Raw genomic sequence first — 17551 nt, forward strand, 5'->3', positions numbered from 1 at the left:
TATAACATTTACCTTATAGACGTTTAAAGCGAATAGTAAAAGCTTAGCCAAGCGCGCATTTCATCATCAAAGCTGTCACCTTCCACACGTGATAACCCCATATTAAAAGTTAAGTCGTTCAACCCTGCAGGGCCTAAGCCAAAATTAAAGTCACCTTGGTATTTTAAGCCGTAACTTTGTGCATAAACTACATCATCCAACTGATGCTGTGTGTAATAAAGCCATGGCATGCCCTCTTTTAAGCTAAACCCGCCTCCATAGCCTTGATAGCGCTGTGCGGTTGCACTGTAAAAAGGGAGCGCCGATGCAAGCACAAACTCACTGTTTTGGTTCTGGTTAATTAAGTTTGAGCTAAATCCACCTAGCACTAAGCTGCTATCATCGCGTTGCTTTTGGGTAAAATTAATATAAAGCGGAACATCAAACGCCCTGCCAAAAATTTGCGCGGCTAAATCGTATCCTTGCCAGCTGTTGTTTTTACTACTGCCATCGTAATAACGCGCATTTACTTTTTGGCCTATTGCGAATGTTTGGCGGTCGTATTGCCAACTTTGCGCTATGCCTAATCGGGTCCATTGATTATAGTTTTGCTTATAATCGGTATAGTTATAGGCAAGTTCTGGGGTTGCTTTAAACTGCGAAAACCTAAGCGGGTAGCTTATAGCTGCAAAGCCACCACGTGCCGATAAATTAGCCGCTAAGCTATTTTGGTATTGCTTTGCAGTATTTAAGTCGTAATCGAATAGGCTCACTTTAAGCTTTACAGGTAATGTATTGTATTTGGCCTGTAAAAACCCGCCGTGCAGTGCATCACTGTGTAGATCAAAGCTATACCCAGCTTGTAAATCAAGCTGCTTTAATGGGTCACTGCTTTTAATATTTAAGTTTAAAGCGGTGGTTGAAGCCGAATAATAGTTTGCACCTAAAGCAAAGCTTGCATGCTGATTAAACACATTATAGTCAGTTTGTTTAACGGAATTGCCTTTGTAAATTTTGGCATTTGGTAAAGTGTATTGATTAACTAAACGCTTTGGCGCACTGCTATTTTTTGCAAAATCAGTTATTACTTCGCCTTTTATTGGGCTGACTAGTTGTTTTACGTTTGGCCCTTCATCAGTAATTGATAAATAAAGCAAAGTGCCGTCAGGCATTTCAACAGGGTGTGCAACTGCCTCCTGGCCTTGGGTTAATTTTGTCAGTGTTTTACTGGCTATATGAAAACTATAAATATCAGTGGCGTTATGTAACCCTGCTACAAAATAAATCTGCTCACCATTTTGACTAAAGCTAGGCTGGCTTAAATATTGATACCCGTTTGGCATAGCAACTTTTTGTGTAAAATTGCCACCAACATCTTGTATATACAATTGCCAATTTTGATTTAAAGAGGCTGATAAATAAGCTAATTTTGTTTCATCGGGGCTAAGTACTGGATAGTCATACGCGGTGTTTAAGCTTTTAGTAAAAAAGGGAGTAATATTACCTGTGTTTAAATCTACTTTAACCAGCTCCGAGTAACCGCCTCTGATCTGCTCAGCATAAAGCGTTTCACCATTGCTAGTTACGCTAAAGCGGCGAATACCTGCAAGTTCTGTTAGCTGCTCTACGTCACCAGTTTCAGTGTTATAGCTAAAAATATCAGACACTTTGTTATAAATCCCTGACTCCTCACTACTGTACGCGTTAAAATATACAGTGCTGTTGTTTACCCATTGAGGATTAGCAATTCCTGCACGGTTTATTTGATTAAGCACTTGTTTTTGTTCACGCTTAAAAACATCAGGAGCTGTATCAGGAATATCTTGAGCATCGCTTTTTAGCAGCTCTTTTTGCGCTTTAGTAAATGCATCTTTTGCTTTGGTGTTTTTTTCAGTGCTGTAAATTATAAGCTTGGTTTTTTTATTTTTATCACGCTCTACTATCGCAAATTTACTGCCATCGTTTGAAAGTGCCGGATTGCCCGCGTATAAGTTAAGCTTTAACCACAGCTCGCTATTAAGGATAGGCTCTGCCAGCTCTTTAGCCATTGCTTTATAAGTGTATTGTGCAATAAAACGCTTATAGAGCTTAGCTGCACTTTGGCCAAACACACCGTTAAAGGCTTCGTTAAAATCACGTTTTTTAACCGCTTGCATTCGTGTCCATACATCATCAAGAGTTTGCTCTGAATAGGTTTGCTCTAACCAATATAAAAAGCGACTCCCCATTAAATAAGCCATAGACCCAGCCATAAAGCTGCCCTCTGTCGCGCTTAGTTGGCCATAAGTTGGTAGGGCCCCTTGCTGAGCAAGCTCAATCAGTATTGATTCTGAGTAGTTATCAAATAGTCGCCCTCGGCCTGTCATTTTTGACTCTATTAAGGTTGCATAACCCTCAGCAGCCCAGCGCGGCATATCGTTGTAAGTTAAGTCATAAATATCCCACACGCTGCGAAGTTTTTGCTGCCAACCATTACGGGTTGGCTGAGCTAAATGCACTAAGTGAATATATTCGTGCAATATTAATAATTGCTGCCAACCACTGCTGTTAGATATAGCCGTATCTGATTGCGCAGGCGTAGTAAAAAGTGCCATTAAAGGGTTATTAGAGGTAGGCAATGCAAAGCCATTCGGTGCATTTAGGGGATCAAACACCACTACATCAACGGTTTTATCAAGCGCCCGGTTTTGTTGCTCAAGCACTTTACTGCGCACTATTTCAAGCTCTACAGCACTCGATTTAGCAAAATCAGTATGCTCAGTACTAAAATACACATTAAAGTGTTCGGTATGAATAGTTTGCCAGTCGGCTGCAAAGGTTGGTGTTACCAATAACAAGGCTGATGCCATGAGTGACTTTTTCACAATAATCCCTTAAATAGCGTCTGTAATAATACTTAGAGTATTATTAAACTCACTGAATTTGCAGTAAAAAAGTGTAATAAAGCATGTGCAAATATAAATTTGCACATGTTTAAATTTAACGTATTTACATCCAGCTACGCTTAGTTGACTCTGCCTGGTAAAGCGTAAAATCTATTATATAATCAGCATCTTGCTGTTTAATGTAAGGTATAAAAGCAAAGCCCGATGCAAGTTGTATATACAGGCTCTTAAGCCCTGCTCGGCGCATTAAGTACGTGCTTATACTGCGCGCACTTTGTGCTTTATAAAGCTCAAACACACGGTAATGCACACCTATCATTCCTTTGCGTACAACCAAATAAAAGCGGCCATTATCTTCGTGCAAGTAATACCCATAACGCTGATACGACAATGTCACTAATCCAGATAAAACCAGCAAAGCACCTAGGCTTAGCCAGCTATTAAACTGACCTAAGTAACATACGCCAAACACAGCTATGCTTGGTAGCAGGGCGTAAAAACTCAAATTTTTATAAAGTAAGGCACGCTCTGCGCCGTTAAATTGCAGTTTTTTACTATTAAACCACGGGTAAATCCATTGGCATACGCTATCTACCTGCTCGCTGTTTAAAACCGGTAGCATTAAGGTTTGTTTATTTTTTTTAGCCGCGACACCTGCCGCAATGCCGCCGCTACTTGCTTGCAAGCATTCAACCGTAAAACGCTTTAGTAGCCGCCCCATTAGGTTTTGTTTTATGACAATAGATTGTACTTTGTCCATGCTCATAGAAAGCTGATGGCGCTCTAACAAGCCTGCAATACGCTTAAACTTTTGCCCCTTAAAATAAAGCTCAAAGTTATAAAACCGAATAAGCGACATCCCTACCGACAACAACACCGCAATTAACACAAGTAGCGCAATAAGCGTGATCATCGCAAAGGTGGCCGCACTGGCTAATAGTCCAAGCTCTTGCTGATAAAAGCCTTCTACTTTAGTGATTATTTGCTGCTCTAAAAAATCAACCAACACATTAATAAAGGGGGCTATTGCAGCTATTGCTAAAATAGCCATGTTCGACATTAATCCAAATTTAGCTATTTCTTTGTTGCTAATGCGCAGGCTGTTTTCTGTTGTGTGCGCCTCGCTGTGCTCTGTGTGTTCATCCTCAGTTTGATGTTGCGCTTTAAAGGCAAATATTTGCTTACGCATTTGCTGCGCGTAATCTTTAGTCACACCAGGCAGTACAGCCTCTTGCGAAACACTCCCTGCCGCATCAAAAATGCAGTTAACTAAATTTACAGGGGTAAAATAAAATGGTTCGGCAATATTTACGTTTTGCACACGCGCAAATTTTAGGGTCAGTCGCTCTTTTTTAAATACCCCTTTATTAAGCAGTATTTCGTGATCGTCACTAATACAAAACTTAAAATTTAAATAATATAAAATTGAGTAAACAAGCAAACTAACTAATGCAGCGCCACCGGCAGCTTGCGCCCAAAACACTTTGTTTTCTACTTGTGTTACAAATACCACAAGCATAGGAAGTAGGTTTAATAGGCCATCTTTTACAAAGCGCACACAAAAATGCACCACAAAATATAAAACCGCCCATGGCGATACCTTTTGCCACTGTAGGGGGCTGCTTTGTGTTTCGTTAAGTGTATTACTCATCAGCAAGCTCAGCAGGTGCAGCCGTATCGTCTTGGCGATAACTTTGTACAAATTGGCGTATATTTTTGCACTGCTCGTGAGTTAAGCCACTTATTTGTAAATCGGCACTAACTCCGCCAGCACTAAAAAGCTTTAAGCTGGCTAGCTTAAGTTTACGCTCAATAGGGCCCTGATGAATTTCCATGTGCTGTACACGGGCTAACGGTAAAATAGTTACTTGTTGCCATATAACACCTTTTTTAAAAGCAATATCATGCGTGCGCAGCGCAAAGCCTTGCAGCTTAATACTCACAACGTTATATAACATAGAAATTGCGATTAAAATGGGCACGCCAATTAACAAGTAGGTTTGAGAGCGGCTTGCAAAAGCGGGGTTAAAATAACACACCGCCACAAGCACCGCGCAAAAGGGTATGTAAAACGCCAACCAATTTAATTGCACATGTAATAGTGCTTTATCAGCTAAGGGTTTTAATTGTATGTCGCTATGTTTTGGTAAATCCATTACTTGCTGATTGTTAAACACTACTTTATTTACCTCTCATTATTAACTATTAAGCCCAGCTAATTGTTGTTACCAATGTATGGTTTTGCTTAGGCTCAAGGGTTACGTGATCGTCCAGCACATTTGCAGACTCTAAGCACACCATGCTTAAGTATTCGTCATCTGCAAAGTTAGATAACCGCTTCGATTTTTCTATCCACGGGTTCCAAAGCACACACGAACGTGAGTTCTCACGGCTCACATTTATAACACCTTCTGGGGTGTGAATATTTTGAGAGCTTCCAGCCTTTGTGTACACCATGTCGGTTTCGCGGGTAAAATTAACTTGCTCGTTTTGAGCAAAAGGCCCTTCGCCAAATTCAATATATTGCGAGCCTTGTAAGCCATCAACAAACGTATTTTTAATATCAGAGGTAGGAAAGTAAGTATGCAGTGCTTGCGTATAACTAAACGCAGCGTTACTTAAATTAGTTGTTGTTAATCGCACTTGCAGTTTATCAGTTAAAACAAATTCAACCTCTAAAGCTGATTGATGTGGCCAGTACGTGGTATTTACCAACTTCATTGGTAACTTTAAGCTAATTGTTATTTGCTCGTCACTTTCGTGCACTTCGTCAGCTTGCCATAAACTTGTACGTGCAATGCCGTGTGCTGGCCAATCTTGGTTTTGGTGATTACCAAACCAAGGCCAACAAATAGGAATACCACCTCTAATACTTACCCCTTCTTGAAACGTCTCGTTTTGCGACACCCAAATAAGTGGTTTTTTATTTTTTGGGATAAACTCGGTAATTTGCCCGCCTTGCAAAAATATTTTTGCATCACATTTTGAGCTCGCTACTTTAATAAACTCAAGGCCAGTTTCGCTTTGTTCAATACTAACAGATGGCGATAATTTCATGTTTTTCCCTACAATGCTGATATTAAAGATTTTTAACATGTACATATAAACAATAATGCATGTGCAAAGTATACGCTATACTCTTTCAAGGGTGCATAATTTGTTCATTGCCTATTAATACATACACAGCTAACTTACAAATTATTACTAATTAGCAACAGCTGTTATGAATAATACTAAAGTCTATATCATAAGACTTGCCAATTATTCACAACATACGTAGTGTGCGCACCTTAATGCAAACAATATGCTAAAAACATTTAATAATTTTTAAACAAACTTAAAGTATTTTAGTTTCTGCTCAAACTATTAAAAACCAATAAATACGGGCAAAAGCGTAATATATTATTTGAATTCAATTTATTTGATGTGTAACATTTCGCGATTACGGCACACCTTTCGCCCATCGACGAGATAAGCAAATGCAAAAATATGACGAATTATTGGTTTCTTTACGTAAAGTAATCCGCGCGATTGACTTACATTCTAAGCAACTAAATAAAACATCGGGTTTAACTGGCCCACAATTGCTTATAATGCAAGAAGTTGCGCAAACCGATGGCATTACGGCGAGTCGTATTGCTCAAAATGTTAATTTAAGTCCGGCTACTGTGACTAATATTCTCGACAGAATAGAAAGCAGAAACCTTGTAACACGCGTTCGCAGTCAAATGGATAAACGCCGAGTGAGCCTATACCTCACCGAGCAGGGAAAAGAGTTACTAGAAAAAGCACCACAACCATTGCAAGAGCACTTTATTGAGAAGTTTTCTGCACTTGCTGAATGGGAGCAAAGTTTACTGCTCTCATCTATGCAGCGAGTAGCCGCAATGATGGATGCTGATAAGTTAGATGCATCACCTCTGTTAGAGGTAGGCGCGTTAACTCAAACACCGAATAAATAAAAAAAATAAAAAAATAAAATTTTAGTTCGTTCTTACATCATTCGTAAGGGGCTTTCGGGCACCTTGAATTTTTTATTTTTTAATCACAATCTGAGCATCAACAATGACTAAACTCTCAAAATTAACACTAGCACTTATGCTTGGCGGTGCAGCAAGCACTTCTCACGCAGCAGATCTTGACACCCTGCAAAACCAACTAAAGCAGCTTAAGCAGCAAATGCAAATGCTTGAGCAACAGCTTGCTGATGAAAAATCAAAGCAAAAGCAAATTAATCAAAAGCACGAGCAGCAAGTTGCTCAAATTAGTAAAAAGGCCGATAACAAAGAAGTAGTTGTTGCTGCAGCAGAAGCGCCAAAAGAAGACGAAGGCATTAAAATTGGTGGTGCAGTACGCTTTAACTACAGCACCAATACCTACGATGAAGACACGCAAGACCGTGGCGGCGATTTAGACTTTGAAGTATTTCGCATTAACTTATCAGGCGAAATTAGCGACATTTCTGTAAATGGTGATTTTCGTTTTTACGATTACATGACCATAGTTAAGTACGCATACTTAGGCTACGAATTTACAGATGGCTGGGAAGCACAAGCCGGTATTGCACCTGTACCATTTGGTAACGGCCCATACAACTCACACAGCTACTTTTTTAGCACCAACTACTACGTAGGCCTTGAAGACGACTTCGATTTAGGTGTAACAGTAAACCGTAAACTTAAAGACAACTGGAAGCTAGACCTAGGCTTTTTCAAAAATGATGAAGTAGGCGGCGTTGATGGCAGCTCAGAAGTTAACGAACGTTACTCTTACGACATAGTTGGTAGCCGTGCAACAACCGAAGATACATACGACGCACCAGGTTCTCGCCTTGGTGAGTACAACACATTTGCTGGTCGTACAGTGTATCAAATCGAGCACAGCGAAAACGCTAAAACAGACGTGGGTGTATCACTATTAAGCGGTGGCCTACACGACGGTAATGACCGTGCGGGTAACTACGGCGCATGGGCGTTTCATGTAAATAGCCAAATTAACAACTGGAACATTCAATTTCAGCATGGTGAGTACGACTACGACCTAGACGATAACAGCAACCGCTTTGTTGTGGGCGCATTCGATTACTACGATACCGTATCAAGCGAAGCAACTATGACTAACTTTAACGTAGCATACGACCTATCACTTGATTGGGGCCCAGTAACTGGCGTGCAATTTTATAACGACTACGGCATTATTTACGACAAATCTGACGACAGCCCTAACACATGGATGAACGTAACAGGCATGAGCGTATCAGCAGGCCCATTATTTACCTACTTTGACTTTATTCAAGCACGTAACCAGCCATTTATTGGAGGCTCAATTGCGGATGATGGCGACACCGAACGTCGCTTTAACATTAACGTAGGTTACTACTTCTAAGCAGTTATACGTTTTTAATTTTTAAAAGGGCAAACTTAGTTTGCCCTTTTTTATTAATTTATCCTTTCGAACTTGGTGTTATTTGGCCTACAATTCAAAGTATCTGCCATTTTTAAAAAGAGCCTAAGTGAATATAAAAGCAGTATTTATTGGCTATAAAAATATGTGGTTTAAGGCTTTAGGCCTTATGCTTGTAGCGCTTGGCATTATTGGAATTGTGCTGCCGGTTATGCCTACCACCATATTTTTTATACTTGCGCTCACGTGTTTCACACGCTCATCTCCTGCGCTTGAGCACTGGCTACTTAACCACCCCCGCTATGGCGTTACCTTAAAGCAATGGCAAGCGCACAAAGTAGTACCTGTAAAAGCAAAATGTTACGCCGCCATAGGCATGCTAATTGGTTTTATATTTTTACTGTATTCAAGCGCCCCCATTTGGGTAGCTTATATGGTCGCTATGATTGAAATAGCCGTTATGGTGTATTTAATTAAACGCCCCTCTACCCCTCCGCATTGTTAATTTACACGCTAAGTGAATAAAAGTTATGTAAAGATAAGTAAGATTATTTGTAATGCTTAATGCAAATGATTATCATGTATTAACTTTAATTAATTAATATCACTTATGCCGTTTATAAATAAGCGTGCTTTGTATAGCACAAGCCGCGCACTACATATTTACATATCTACCGCTTTATTCTTTTTACTTATTTTATTTTGCGTTAGTGGCATAGTTTTAAACCATATTGACTGGCTTAAAAACGATAAAAACAACGGCCAAGTAACTGCAACTATTCCAGCAGAATTAGTCACTAAAGCGAATGCGCAGCTAGATACCCTGCCAACGCTTTACCCAGAAATAGAAGCCTTTCTTGCCAAGCAATACTCTTTAACCAAAATAAAAAGCATTGAGTGGGAAAAAGAAGACGCACTCGTGATGATTGACTACCCACTGCCAGCGGGTTTTGCCTACGCAGAACTTGATTTTACAACTGGCGAGCTAAACCTAGATTACCAAACCGGCGGCTTTTTAAGCCTTATTGGCGACTTACATAAAGGTCGCTACACCGGTGAAGTATGGAGCTGGGTAATTGATATTTCAGCGGTGTTGATGATTATTTTTGCCATCACCGGAATGATAATTTTATTTCAAAACAGAAAAAAACGTAACCTTGGCGTATTGATAACACTACTCGGCGTAGCCACGCCGTTGGTTATTTATTTATGTTGGGTGCCACAAATTAAAGGAGTGTCTTAATGTTAAAAGTAAGTACTGTAATAAGCGCAGCGTTATTAATGGTTGCCGCTTTATTTCAAACAACGGCGCAGGCACAAGCGCCCCAGCTAGAAATTGAATTTACCCAAGCCGATCTTAACGTACAACCGTATCATCGCCCGTACGTAGCAATATGGCTAGAAACCCCAGAGCGCAAACATGTAACAACGCTTGCGCTATGGGTACAAAAAGCCGAATGGTTTAAAGACCTACGCCAGTGGTGGCGTAAAGCAGGTAAAACCGACATTAATTTTGACGGCATTAGCGGCGCTACAAAACGCGCAGGTACCTACACCATAAAATGGCAAGGTAAAGATTTAGACGGCAATGCCGTAGCGCCAGGTAAATACCTTTTAAATATTGAAGTTGTTCGTGAAGAAGGTGGCCGTGATTACAGCCGCGTTGAGCTTGATTTAACAAAAGCAGGCAAAGTAACAATTGAAGGTAAAAAAGAATTCTCGACAAGTTTTGTCACCGTAAGCACTAAGTAACCCTAAGTTTGTATAAGTAAAATCACTTATTAAATGTATTAAACAAAGGAAATATAATGAAAACTAGTTTATTAAAAACCGCATTAATTGGCGCACTTAGCTTATCGGCGCTGGTATCTACATCGGCAAGCGCACATGGCCGCTGGTTATTACCTTCGCACACGTCGCTTTCTGGCGATAAAGCGCATTACGTAATGATTGATGCAAGCATCTCAAACGAAATGTTTGCACCAGATAAAGCCTTTAAGCCAAAAGAAAAAGGCGCAGAGTACGACGACACATTATTAATGGCACTTGCACCAAACGGTGAAAAAGTATCTGAAACCATTCGTGCGTATTACCTAAAGCGTAAAAGCTCAGCAGCAGTAAGCCTTAAAGAAGAAGGTACTTACCACATTGCTATGACGCAAAAGCCAATGTATATGACCTTCTACAAAAACGAAGAAGGTAAGCGCAAACGTGTATTTGGTAAAAAAACAGATGCTAAATTACCAAGCAATGCAAAAGATGTACGTACCACTAAAGTAATTTCAACTGTAGATACGTTTGTAAGCCGTAATGGTACATCTAAACCAGCACAACTTGGTTTAGGCCTTGAGCTTAGCGGCCCTACGCATCCAAATGACTTATTTGTAGGCGAACAAGCTCGTTTCCAACTTCTACAAGATGGCAAACCAGCAGGCGAAGGCATTGAAGTAAGCGTACTTAAAGGCGACACACGCTACCGTAACGAGCGTGGCGAAGTAAAAGTAACTACCGATAAAAATGGCATGTTCACAACTACGTGGAAAGAGCCTGGCCTATACCTAATCGAAACCTCTAACAAAGTTAAAGTAAACGAAGAGGGCGTAGACGCAGGTCGTTATGCTTTATTTACAACACTTGAAGTTGCGCCTGAATAATTTTATTCACGTAATTTAGTATTTTATAAAGGCTGAGCACTTGCTTGGCCTTTTTACTTTTTAATAACTTTTATCCACGCTCCCCTTGAATTCGCAACCATTCGACACAAGATTGCAACGGCAGCGATCTAAACTTCTATACTTAACGTAATCACTGCTCTTACTTATTAACAAGTTTGAATAAGTTAGATAGTTTTCATCTTTGCACTAGGGTAGCCGCTTCTATATTATGCGCTCCTTCTAAAAATCAATAGTCAGCAGCCCTTAAGGGAATCAACATCATGTTAAAGCAATTATCAGCCAAAAAAGTAGCACTTAGTCTGGCCGTTACCTCTGCGCTTAGCGCGTCTTATTCACCAGCGTTTGCTGCTGAGCAAGACACACAAGCTCAAGAAAGTATTGAAGTCATTTCGGTTACCGGTACACGTAGAAGTTTACGTAGTATTGCCGAAAGTACCGTACCTGTAGACATTATTACCAGTGGTGATATGCAAAGTACGGGTCAGCTAGAAATTAGCCAAATACTGGCAAACCAAGTACCTAGCTTTAACTACCCAAGCGCTACAATGGGTGATGGTACTGACCACGCTAAACCTGCTGTTTTACGTGGTTTAGCACCCGATCACACCCTAGTGCTTATTAATGGCAAACGCCGCCATGCAGGCGCGCTATTAAACTTAGCGGGTGTTGTTGGCCGAGGCTCTACTGCTGTTGACTTAAACATGATCCCAACCTCAGCGATTAAACGTGTAGAAGTACTACGTGACGGTGCTGCAGCGCAGTACGGCTCAGACGCTATAGCAGGTGTAATTAACATTGTACTTAAAGATGCCTCAGAAGGCGGCAGCGTAAGCGTAACGTACGGCGAGTACGACACGCAAATGGCAGGTGTTCCTCAGCTAGAAAGCACCTACGCAGATGCAAACGGTAATCTGGCATTTAATACTGGCGCCGACCGCGAAGTAAACGACGGTGCAACACGCACAATTAGCGCAAACTCAGGATTTGAGCTTTTAGATAACGGCTTTGTAAACGTATCTATTGAATACCGCGATAACGACTCAACGCAGCGCTCAGGCTTTGACCCACGCGAGCAATACGACCGCTTAGAAGATGGCAGCCTAGACCCACGCGAATTTACCATCGACCGTTATAACCACCGCTTTGGTAAAGCCGACCTTGAAGACTACGCCCTGTTTTACAACATGGGCTACGACTTTGATAACGGCTATAACCTTTACTCATTTGGTAGTTACTCAAAACGCGAAGGTAATTCAGGTGGTTTTTACCGCCGTGCAAAAGACAGCCGCAACGTATTAGAAGTTTACCCAGACGGCTTTTTACCGCAAATTGAAACCGACGTACAAGATTACTCATTTGCCCTAGGTTTAAAAGGCGAAACTGGCGAGTGGACATGGGATGTAAGTACCAACTACGGCCGTAACGACTTTGGCTTTGGCGTTGTAAATAGTATTAATACATCACTAGGTGCCGACAGCCCAACCGAATTTGACAACGGCGCACTGGTTTACGATCAATTTTTAGTTAACGCGACAGCAAATACAGTTCTAGATTTAGGTTTACCAGATGACGTATTTTTCACTGTAGGTACAGAGTACCGCCACGAAAGCTACAAAATAGAGCAAGGCGAAGAAGCGTCTTACATTACTGCCCTTGATAGCGACGGTAACCCAATTGCAGCCGGTGGCGCACAAGTATTAGCTGGTTTTGGACCAGAAAGCGTAACCGACGAAAGCCGCCATAACGTAGCCGTGTTTGTTGAGTTTGATACTTACCTAACAGAAGATTGGAACCTAGTTTTAGCAGGTCGCTACGAAGACTACACCGACTTTGGCGATACGTTTACTTCTAAACTTGCGTCGCGTTACAGCATAAACGAAAACCTATCGCTACGCGGTGCAATTAGCACAGGTTTCCGTGCGCCATCACTTGCTCAAAGCTCGTACCGCCAAATCTCTACCGTGCTTGAGAACAACCAACCGTTTGAAGTAGGTTTATTCCCAACCGATTCAGCAGCAGCGCAAGCATTGGGTGCAGAGCAACTTGATGCAGAAGAATCTGTAAACGTAACAGCGGGCTTTATGTACACGCAAGGCAGCTTTAGCCTAACAGTAGATGCCTACCGCATTGATATTGATGACCGTATTGTATTGTCTGAAAACCTAGAAGGCGATGCCGTAGTAGAAATACTACAAAATGCCGGTGAGCTAAATACAGAAAGCGTACGTTACTTTACTAACGCAATCGACTCACGCACGCAGGGTGTTGATATTGTTGCTACTTACAACTTAGATTTAAGCGATTTAGGTGACTTACGCCTAAACGTAGCGGCTAACTTTAACGATACCGAAGTAACACATGTAGATGACAACCCAAGCGAGCTAAACTCACTAGGTGATGACTACGTTGTATTTGCACGCCGTGAAGTAGGTCGCTTTGAAGAAGGCACGCCAGATAGCAAATGGAACCTATCAGCAGTGTGGAACTTTAACGAATGGCAAACCACTCTACGCGCAACGCGCTACGGTGAAGTGGCAGACATTTCAACCACAGCCGACCGCGATGAGTACATAGACCCTAAATGGATCACCGACCTAGAAGTAGCCTACCGCCCAGACGAATACTGGAAATTTGCAGTAGGTGCTAACAACTTGTTCGATCAGTACCCACAAGCCACCGTAGATAACATTGGTTACTCTGACTTTGGCCAAATATTCCCGTACACGCCATATGCACCATACGGATTAGACGGGCGTTTCCTATACGGTAACATTACTTACAGCTTTTAATAATTAACCTAAAAGCAAACACTTAAAAAGGATGCCATGCGCATCCTTTTTTAATTACTTTTTATTTTAATTACTTCTTAGTGTATTTAACCACTTATTAGTAAATCCACTTTTCATAAACACATCCTACCTTAATAAAAACAACAACTTATAATTGGTCTCGTTTTTGCTCTATATTGGTTATACAAATACAAACAATAAATACCAAAGGACTAAGCATGAGCTCATCAACTGTATCAGGCATTACAAAACCACTTTCACTTATTGGCGGCATTTTATTATTAAGCGGCTGTGTATTTCATATATCGCCAAGCGTTGCGTCAGTAAAACAAACTCAGCAGCTTTCACTGCCAAGCAATAATCTAGAATACTTAAATGTGTTGAGCGGTGCAGGCTCACTTGAAATTAAAGGCTCGCCCAATGCCACCAGCATAAGTGTAGATGCCACAATTTACACAGCCGACATTGAAGACGAATACACACTTACCCTTAAGCAAAACTCCAAGCAAGCTACTTTAGTTGCTAACAATAATACTGCCAGCGGTATGCGTTTTTACAGCGGCCAATCGCCACATATAGATGTAGTTGTAACCGTGCCAAGCAACTTAAACCTAGATATTGATGATGGCTCTGGCGATATTGTTATAAGCGCTATGCAAAATAACATTAACGTAGAAGACGGTTCTGGCAGCTTATCTATAAACAGTGCTAAAAACCTCACCATTGAAGATGGCTCAGGCGATATAACCCTTGAAAACATCACTGTTAATTTAGAACTTACCGACGGCTCTGGCAGCGTAAATATTAATAATGTAAACGGCAATGCAGTTGTTGATGATGGTTCGGGCGATATGCGCATTAGTAATGTACGTGGCACATTAACTGTCGAAGACGGCTCAGGCAGCATGGCTATTAATAATATTAATGGCGCAGTAGATGTAGACGACAACTCTGGCGATTTAGTTATCGAGCACGTGCAAGCAAGCGTAACCATTGAAGATGGTTCGGGCAATATTCGTGTAAACCACGCTAAAGGGCTTACCATTACCGAATCGGGCTCAGGCGATGTAAGCATTGATAACATTAACGGCCCCGTAAAAGTAGCCGATTAAATTCAATCATCGCGCTTAAATATAGCGAGTGCCCACAATCATTGGGCACTTTTATAACGAATATTTATGTGTACTAGCTTACCTATAAATATAAATCATCTAAAAAACTTCAAATATTGGTCCACTGTTTCCTAAAATTACGTTCACTACAGTTATTTAATTTATTATTTTGCTTTATATCTAATTTGGGTACATATTAATATTCAACTTATTAAAAGGATATTAATATTATGAAGTGGAAATTATTAATTTTAGCGCCAGCTTTATTGTCATTAGTCGCATGTGGCTCTGGAGGTTCAGACTCTAAGTCAGCTGATAAACCGCTCAGTACCAACACAAAACCTGTTGCCGTTATTAGTACTACGCAATCAGAGTTTAAAGTTAATACACCTATCGTCTTTAGTGCAGCGCAAAGCAATGACCCCGACGGCGATACTCTTACCTACCAATGGCAGTTAACGAGTGATAATGGTCAAAATGAGATTTCACTGACTAATAGCAATCAAAGTACAGTTGAATTTTATGTGCCCGATGCGCTCGAGTATCAATTAACACTTGTTGTAAGTGATGGCAATCTTTCAAGCGCACCTGTAACGCAACAAGTATCGGTTACTTCAGGTACTCAATTAATTGCAATGACGGGAGGCAACCAAACCGTTAAGCAAGGTGATGTAGTAATATTAAATGCCGCGCTGAGCAGTACGACAAGTGGCGTTATTAATAAGTACCAATGGCAGTTTGTTACTAAGCCTTCAACAAGTAGCGCAACACTTGAAAGTAATACTCAAGTTAAAAGCCAGTTTATTGCCGATGTAATTGGCGAATATAAAGTTAAGCTCACTATAACTAATTCACTCGGTGAAACAGCTAGCAATACCACTGTAATACAAAGCGAAGCCTTGAGCGTAAACTCATCGCCTCAAGCGTTAATTATGGTAGAAAATAAAGCAGTTATTCCTAATGAGGTTGTCACTCTTAATGGCACTCAAAGCAGTGACCCCGATACCAACGATACTCTTAGTTATGAATGGGCTATCACCTCAAAACCCGTAAATAGCACACCAGAAATTTCTAATAAATTTACCCATACAGCAGGGTTTTCAAGCCCTGATGTTGGCGACTACGTAATATCACTCACGGTAACCGACCAAGGAAATAAAAGTAATACAGCTTCAGTTACTTTAACTGTCGCTACTGCTAATAAAGCACCTATCGCCATACTAGCTGCACAAACTAATATTACTTTAAACGAACCTACAACGCTTGAATGCCTGCAATGTAGCGACCCCGACGGCGATACATTAACATATAACTGGCAACTGCAAGCTAGGCCACAAAACAGCAATACAATACTTTTAAATAGCACAACTGCTAGCCCCACTATTGAAGCCGATACCGAAGGTGATTATGTAGTAACGCTTGTAGTATCTGACGGTCAACTAAGTTCAGAACAAGCAACGAGTGTGTTACATGCCACTGAGAACCAAAAGCCAATTACTCAGGTTAACTATCCGTTGTCAGTAACAATTGATCAGCTAGTAACTCTGGACGCATCAGGTAGTTACGATCCTGAGGGTAAAGCGCTCAACTACTTGTGGGAAATACTGTCATCACCCGCTCAAGTAACACTTAGCGATACAACAATAGCCAAGCCAGTGTTTAGTGCATCAGCGCAAGGGCAAGTAGTTATCTCTTTAAAAACCAACGATGGCGAGCAATTCTCTGATACAAAAACACTCACTATTGATGTTATACAAAATGCCCCGCCAGTAATTAACTTTACAGGCGAACAATCTCGTTACAGTGAAGTAGGTACCAGCGTTCAGTTTGACCTAAGCGAGAGTTATGATCCAGAAGGCACAGAGTTGGGCTTTTCATGGGCTATCTCAGCACCAACGGGCTCAAGTGTTAGCTTAAGCAATACAAATCAAAGTACCACTAGCCTTATTCCCGACGTAATTGGTAGCTACACACTCACCGTTATAGCAACTGACGCAGACAGTTTTACACAAAGCATGCAGTTTTTTGTAACTGCAACCGACTCTGCACAGCTAACGGGAAGTATTGAAGGCCAAATTACTAATGTACAAAAAAATGCTGTAAGCAATGCCAAACTTAATATTAATGGGGTGCAATACACAACCAATGCTAGCGGCTTTTTTGATGAAAACATTAACTTAGCACAAGGCGAAAAAATCACTATCACCACTGCAGACGAAAGGCTCGCAGCAGGAGAATATAACTCAGTAGCCATTACGCAAAACAACTTTAGTGTGAACATAGGTCAAAATAGTTTGCCAGTATTTCAAGCTGTTGAGGTATCGGTATTTGTGTGTGCAGACTTTACAGGCCCCGACACCATAAATTTACGCTTTAATATGGTAGACACCCTTCTCGCCTCGGATAACTTTGTGTTTAGTTATGACGAAACTAAACCAGTGACCTTGCAAAAAAGTGGAGATACTTATTTCGATAGCGAATTAAATATTAACTTACCTGCTACGGCCGAGTTTGAAGTAACAGTTAATGAAACTAACGTCGAAAATACAATAAGCTCAAACATAACTATTTATCACTCAGAATCAGATCAACCAAGCTCAGCAATTATAAGTATTTGTAATATTTAACCTGCACTACATCACTGCAATAAAGCATTATATTTAACGCTGTAGCCATAACGCACTATGTTATGGCTACAGATAAATAAT

Annotated in this window: 13 protein-coding genes; 9 read left to right on the forward strand and 4 right to left on the reverse strand. The window is 40.8% G+C overall.

The features are described from left to right. Positions 1 to 23: 23 nt before the first annotated feature. The 4 genes from PESP_RS16480 to PESP_RS16495 form a co-directional block, all read right to left on the reverse strand. Positions 24 to 2843 (reverse strand): TolB family protein, encoded by a 2820-nt coding sequence (locus PESP_RS16480; protein ID WP_089348990.1) that lies wholly within the window; start codon positions 2841 to 2843, stop codon positions 24 to 26. A gap of 124 nt (positions 2844 to 2967) precedes the next feature. Continuing rightward, on the reverse strand, positions 2968 to 4515 hold the full coding sequence (locus PESP_RS16485; RefSeq protein ID WP_089348991.1) for a PH domain-containing protein: 1548 nt from the start codon (positions 4513 to 4515) through the stop codon (positions 2968 to 2970). Next, positions 4508 to 5041 (reverse strand): PH domain-containing protein, encoded by a 534-nt coding sequence (locus PESP_RS16490; protein WP_089348992.1) that lies wholly within the window; start codon positions 5039 to 5041, stop codon positions 4508 to 4510. Before PESP_RS16490 ends, PESP_RS16485 begins: the two co-directional genes overlap by 8 nt. A gap of 28 nt (positions 5042 to 5069) precedes the next feature. Continuing rightward, positions 5070 to 5921, reverse strand: coding sequence for a D-hexose-6-phosphate mutarotase (locus tag PESP_RS16495; protein ID WP_089348993.1), 852 nt, complete (start codon positions 5919 to 5921; stop codon positions 5070 to 5072). Positions 5922 to 6343: 422 nt separating this feature from the next. Here PESP_RS16495 and PESP_RS16500 point away from each other — a divergent pair, with 422 nt between their 5' ends. From PESP_RS16500 to PESP_RS16540, 9 genes are all read left to right on the forward strand, one after another. Continuing rightward, positions 6344 to 6826, forward strand: a complete 483-nt coding sequence (locus PESP_RS16500) for a MarR family winged helix-turn-helix transcriptional regulator (RefSeq protein WP_089348994.1) — start codon at positions 6344 to 6346, stop codon at positions 6824 to 6826. Positions 6827 to 6929: 103 nt separating this feature from the next. Further along, positions 6930 to 8249 (forward strand): hypothetical protein, encoded by a 1320-nt coding sequence (locus PESP_RS16505; protein ID WP_089348995.1) that lies wholly within the window; start codon positions 6930 to 6932, stop codon positions 8247 to 8249. 127 nt (positions 8250 to 8376) lie between these two features. Next, the gene (locus tag PESP_RS16510) at positions 8377 to 8772 is read left to right on the forward strand and encodes a YbaN family protein (RefSeq protein ID WP_089348996.1); all 396 of its coding nucleotides are present in this window, start codon (positions 8377 to 8379) and stop codon (positions 8770 to 8772) included. Between the two features lie 105 nt (positions 8773 to 8877). Beyond that, positions 8878 to 9510, forward strand: a complete 633-nt coding sequence (locus tag PESP_RS16515; RefSeq protein ID WP_089348997.1) for a PepSY-associated TM helix domain-containing protein — start codon at positions 8878 to 8880, stop codon at positions 9508 to 9510. Then, positions 9510 to 10019, forward strand: coding sequence for a DUF2271 domain-containing protein (locus PESP_RS16520; RefSeq protein ID WP_089348998.1), 510 nt, complete (start codon positions 9510 to 9512; stop codon positions 10017 to 10019). Before PESP_RS16515 ends, PESP_RS16520 begins: the two co-directional genes overlap by 1 nt. A 56-nt stretch (positions 10020 to 10075) precedes the next feature. Further along, the gene (locus tag PESP_RS16525) at positions 10076 to 10921 is read left to right on the forward strand and encodes a DUF4198 domain-containing protein (RefSeq protein ID WP_089348999.1); all 846 of its coding nucleotides are present in this window, start codon (positions 10076 to 10078) and stop codon (positions 10919 to 10921) included. A 281-nt stretch (positions 10922 to 11202) separates the two neighbouring features. Next, positions 11203 to 13731, forward strand: coding sequence for a TonB-dependent receptor plug domain-containing protein (locus PESP_RS16530; protein ID WP_371862722.1), 2529 nt, complete (start codon positions 11203 to 11205; stop codon positions 13729 to 13731). Between the two features lie 218 nt (positions 13732 to 13949). Next, positions 13950 to 14843 (forward strand): DUF4097 family beta strand repeat-containing protein, encoded by an 894-nt coding sequence (locus PESP_RS16535; RefSeq protein WP_089349001.1) that lies wholly within the window; start codon positions 13950 to 13952, stop codon positions 14841 to 14843. 230 nt (positions 14844 to 15073) lie between these two features. Further along, positions 15074 to 17470 carry a PKD domain-containing protein gene (locus PESP_RS16540; RefSeq protein ID WP_089349002.1) on the forward strand — a complete coding sequence of 799 codons (2397 nt, stop codon included), beginning with the start codon at positions 15074 to 15076 and terminating at the stop codon, positions 17468 to 17470. The last annotated feature ends 81 nt before the right edge of the window (positions 17471 to 17551 follow it).

It is taken from the genome of Pseudoalteromonas espejiana DSM 9414, from assembly GCF_002221525.1.
Taxonomy (GTDB): domain Bacteria; phylum Pseudomonadota; class Gammaproteobacteria; order Enterobacterales; family Alteromonadaceae; genus Pseudoalteromonas; species Pseudoalteromonas espejiana.

What these genes read in the sequence shown, in the direction of transcription:
- PESP_RS16525 (WP_089348999.1), top strand. Translation starts at nt 10,076, where the DNA reads ATGAAAACTAGTTTATTAAAAACCGCATTAATTGGCGCACTTAGCTTA.
- PESP_RS16485 (WP_089348991.1), bottom strand. Translation starts at nt 4,515, where the DNA reads ATGAGTAATACACTTAACGAAACACAAAGCAGCCCCCTACAGTGGCAA.
- PESP_RS16520 (WP_089348998.1), top strand. Translation starts at nt 9,510, where the DNA reads ATGTTAAAAGTAAGTACTGTAATAAGCGCAGCGTTATTAATGGTTGCC.
- PESP_RS16535 (WP_089349001.1), top strand. Translation starts at nt 13,950, where the DNA reads ATGAGCTCATCAACTGTATCAGGCATTACAAAACCACTTTCACTTATT.
- PESP_RS16500 (WP_089348994.1), top strand. Translation starts at nt 6,344, where the DNA reads ATGCAAAAATATGACGAATTATTGGTTTCTTTACGTAAAGTAATCCGC.
- PESP_RS16530 (WP_371862722.1), top strand. Translation starts at nt 11,203, where the DNA reads ATGTTAAAGCAATTATCAGCCAAAAAAGTAGCACTTAGTCTGGCCGTT.
- PESP_RS16540 (WP_089349002.1), top strand. Translation starts at nt 15,074, where the DNA reads ATGAAGTGGAAATTATTAATTTTAGCGCCAGCTTTATTGTCATTAGTC.
- PESP_RS16495 (WP_089348993.1), bottom strand. Translation starts at nt 5,921, where the DNA reads ATGAAATTATCGCCATCTGTTAGTATTGAACAAAGCGAAACTGGCCTT.
- PESP_RS16505 (WP_089348995.1), top strand. Translation starts at nt 6,930, where the DNA reads ATGACTAAACTCTCAAAATTAACACTAGCACTTATGCTTGGCGGTGCA.
- PESP_RS16515 (WP_089348997.1), top strand. Translation starts at nt 8,878, where the DNA reads ATGCCGTTTATAAATAAGCGTGCTTTGTATAGCACAAGCCGCGCACTA.